This window comes from Vibrio sp. OPT46, from assembly GCF_015163535.1.
Lineage (GTDB): Bacteria > Pseudomonadota > Gammaproteobacteria > Enterobacterales > Vibrionaceae > Vibrio > Vibrio alginolyticus.
Genome location: NZ_JADDYG010000898.1, coordinates 70,774 through 74,198, shown reverse-complemented (window position 1 = coordinate 74,198; position 3,425 = coordinate 70,774). Strand labels below are relative to the sequence as shown.

Here is a 3,425-nt window from a genome sequence, read left to right as displayed (position 1 = left end):
TGGGGCCTATTCATTCCTGGTTTGGAAGAGGGGGTACAATACAAATTTGAGCTCAAAGGGCCAAATGGGGAAGGGTTGCCACACAAACAAGACCCTTGGGGTTTCTACTCTGAGCAATACCCATCGTTCGCATCCATTACCTACGATCACAAGCGTTACCAATGGCAAGATGCGAAATGGCAAAACCGTGCAGTGACACAAAAGCGTGATGAAGCGTTATCGTTTTACGAGCTACATGCTGGATCATGGAAGCGCGACGAGAACGGTGATTTCCTGAACTACCGCGAACTCGCGGAGCAGTTGGTGCCATACCTTGTGGATATGGGCTACACCCACGTTGAGCTGATGCCTGTGTCTGAGCATCCATTCTATGGTTCATGGGGCTATCAACCTGTTGGCTTGTTTGCACCAACTAGCCGTTTTGGCTCACCTGATGATTTCAAATTCTTCGTGGATGCGTGTCACCAAGCTGGTATCGGTGTAGTGCTGGATTGGGTTCCTGCGCATTTCCCATCGGATGATCATGGTTTAGCTAACTTTGATGGTACGCCTCTGTTCCATGATCCAGATCCTCGTCGCGGTTGGCACCAAGATTGGAACTCCTACATTTACGATTTAGGCCGTGAACATGTACGTCGCTTCCTTGTCTCGAATGCGCTGTACTGGTTTGAACAATTCCATATTGATGGCATTCGTGTCGATGCTGTTGCGTCGATGCTCTATCTCGATTATTCACGTAGCCACGATCAGTGGGTCCCGAACGTTGATGGTGGCAACGAAAACTACGACGCAATCGCAACCTTAAAATGGATGAACGAAGAAGTGTACAAGCACTTCCCGAATGCGATGACGATTGCGGAAGAGTCAACGGCGTTTCCGGGTGTGTCTGCGCCAACCTTTATGGGTGGTTTAGGCTTTGGCTTCAAGTGGAATATGGGGTGGATGCACGACAGTCTTTCATACATCAAAGAAGATCCTGTTCACCGTAAATACCACCACAATACCATCACCTTCCCGCTGGTTTATGCGCACAGCGAAAACTACGTCTTGTCTCTCTCTCACGACGAGGTGGTGTACGGAAAAGGCTCTATCCATAACAAGATGCCGGGCGATGAATGGCAGCAAACCGCAAACCTACGTGCATACTACGGTTATATGTATGGTCAACCGGGCAAAAAGCTGAACTTCATGGGCGCGGAAATCGGCCAAACGGCGGAGTGGAACCACGATGATCAGTTGCAATGGTTCTTGCTGGAATACGAACGTCATCAAGGCGTTCAAAAGCTGATGCGCGATTTGAACCACTTGTACCGAAATGAAGCGGCGATGCACGATCAAGATTGTGCTCCTGCTGGTTTTGAGTGGCGTCTACAAGACGAGGCAGATGCAAGCATCCTAGCGCACGAGCGTATCAGTAAAGAGGGTGAGCGTATTCTCATCATCACCAACTTTACGCCCGTACCACACGAGCGTTTCCGTTTAGGTGTTCCAAATGCAGGTCAATACGAACTGCTGCTGAACACGGACGACAGCAAATACGGCGGAAGCGATTTTAAAGTGCTGACCAGTGTGAAAACGGAACAAGTCGAAAGTGAATCACTGCCTCAATCACTTGAGCTTCGTTTGCCTCCACTTTCAACCGTGTTCTACAAGCTGCACAAATAATTTAGTCTAATCAAATTCTAAGCCCGTTTTACATTGTAAATCGGGCTTTTTTTAACCAAGTTTTCACTAACGATAAACAGACTGCATACTCTATACTTGCATCATATTGTTTTATGAAATCAGGCTAGGTCGGACTTTGAGAAAGATTAAATCCCTTCTGTTCAATATCTTATTGGTGCTTTTGCTTTTACCAGTGATGCTCGTTGGCATAGTGAAATACATCGATCCACCAATTTGGGGATGGAAGATCAGCCGCATAATTTCTCCTCCTGAAGGATTTCCTGAAGAGAGTCAAAATGAATGGGTGCCTTTGAGTGATATTTCTAAACACATTCAACTGGCCGTGATTGCGACAGAAGATCAAAAGTTCCCGACCCATTACGGAGTGGATTTTGATTCCTTGTTTAAAGTGATCTCAGAGTCTGGCGAGAGCGGTCCCTCTCGCGGTGCGAGCACGATTACTCAGCAAACTGCAAAGAACGTGTTTCTGTTTCCTTCACACTCTTATGTGCGCAAAGCGTATGAGCTTTATTTTGCTCTGCTGATGGAAGCAATGTGGAGTAAAAAACGCATTCTTGAAGTGTATTTGAATGTGGTGGAGTTTGGTCCAGGTATTTATGGCGCGGAAGCCGCTGCGCAAAACTACTTTGGTATTCCTGCTAAACAACTTTCAACACGCCAAGCAGCAAGGCTTGCGGTGGTGCTGCCAAATCCGTATCGCATCAAAGTTTACCCTCAGACTTCTTACACCATCAGCCGCGTCAATTGGGCGATGAGACAAATGCGTAACCTTGGTAGCGTTCAGCTTTAAACTCCTTTTTACCCTGCTCATAAGTAGAACTACGCCCCCATAAAAGCAAAATGTGAAGCGTCACAAGCTTTAGGGCGTAGCTTTTCAGAATGATGCGCTCAGTTTTTCATCCATTTACTATTAGTGTGAATAAAACTACAACACGAATACTGCGCCTATGCGCAACCAATGGACTGAACGATGAAACTGAATCTGATTACGACTACCTTATTGCTTGCATCGGCAAGTGCCATCGCCGAGCCAAACATCACCATTTCTACCACGACCAACAGCCGTGACTTTCCGTTAAGTGCAGAGCAGCCTTTGGTTGTGCCCTTAACCAAAGACGGATACACGCTCAAAATCACGGGTGTTGAAGGCGACTGTGTCGCGCCTGATGGCCAGAAGGTCAAATTCAACAAAACTATCGCGCTGAACTGCGGAAAACCAACAGAACTGCCGTTAAAAATCCGTTTTACTGGCGATTACTCTTTTGCTTTTGATGTGGAAGCGAAAACACTGCGCTTCAAGCGTGAACCTAAGAAAGCCGCCAAGACTGAATTCAAACGCCCAATCCCACAAGTGCAATGTGAGGTTTACCAAGGCGGCGAAGTCACCATCGCGCTGGGTGACAGTTTCCCCGATGGCACCAAGTTGCGTGATGCCTATTCTGGTCAAATGGTCGAAGTAAAAGATCAGCAAGTATCGCTGACGCCAAGCAAAGACTCAGGCGGTTTGGTGCTACTAGAGCCAGTGAAGAAAACCAAAGAAGCAGTACCGTTTGATTACCGTAATGCCAATATTTACTTCGTGATGGTCGACCGTTTCAACAATGCCGATACCAGCAATGATAACAGCTATGGTCGCAAGAAAGACGGTAAAGAAGAGGTTGGTACCTTTCACGGTGGTGACCTAAAAGGTGTGATCGAAAAGCTAGATTACATAAAGAGCCTAGGTACAGATGCAATTT

General features: G+C 46.9%; 3 protein-coding genes. All 3 read left to right on the top strand.

Annotation, left to right across the window (positions count from 1 at the left end; translation table 11 throughout):
• Window positions 1-1,665, top strand: a 1,665-nt coding sequence (glgB, locus tag IQR33_RS31775) for a 1,4-alpha-glucan branching protein GlgB (RefSeq protein WP_228014250.1), incomplete at its 5' end; no start/stop codon positions are given.
• A gap of 136 nt (window positions 1,666-1,801) precedes the next feature.
• Window positions 1,802-2,476, top strand: a complete 675-nt coding sequence (mtgA, locus tag IQR33_RS31770) for a monofunctional biosynthetic peptidoglycan transglycosylase (protein ID WP_031778873.1) — start codon at window positions 1,802-1,804, stop codon at window positions 2,474-2,476.
• Window positions 2,477-2,656: 180 nt separating this feature from the next.
• Window positions 2,657-3,425: alpha-amylase family glycosyl hydrolase (locus tag IQR33_RS35075; RefSeq protein ID WP_265575818.1), on the top strand; the 769-nt coding region annotated here is incomplete at its 3' end.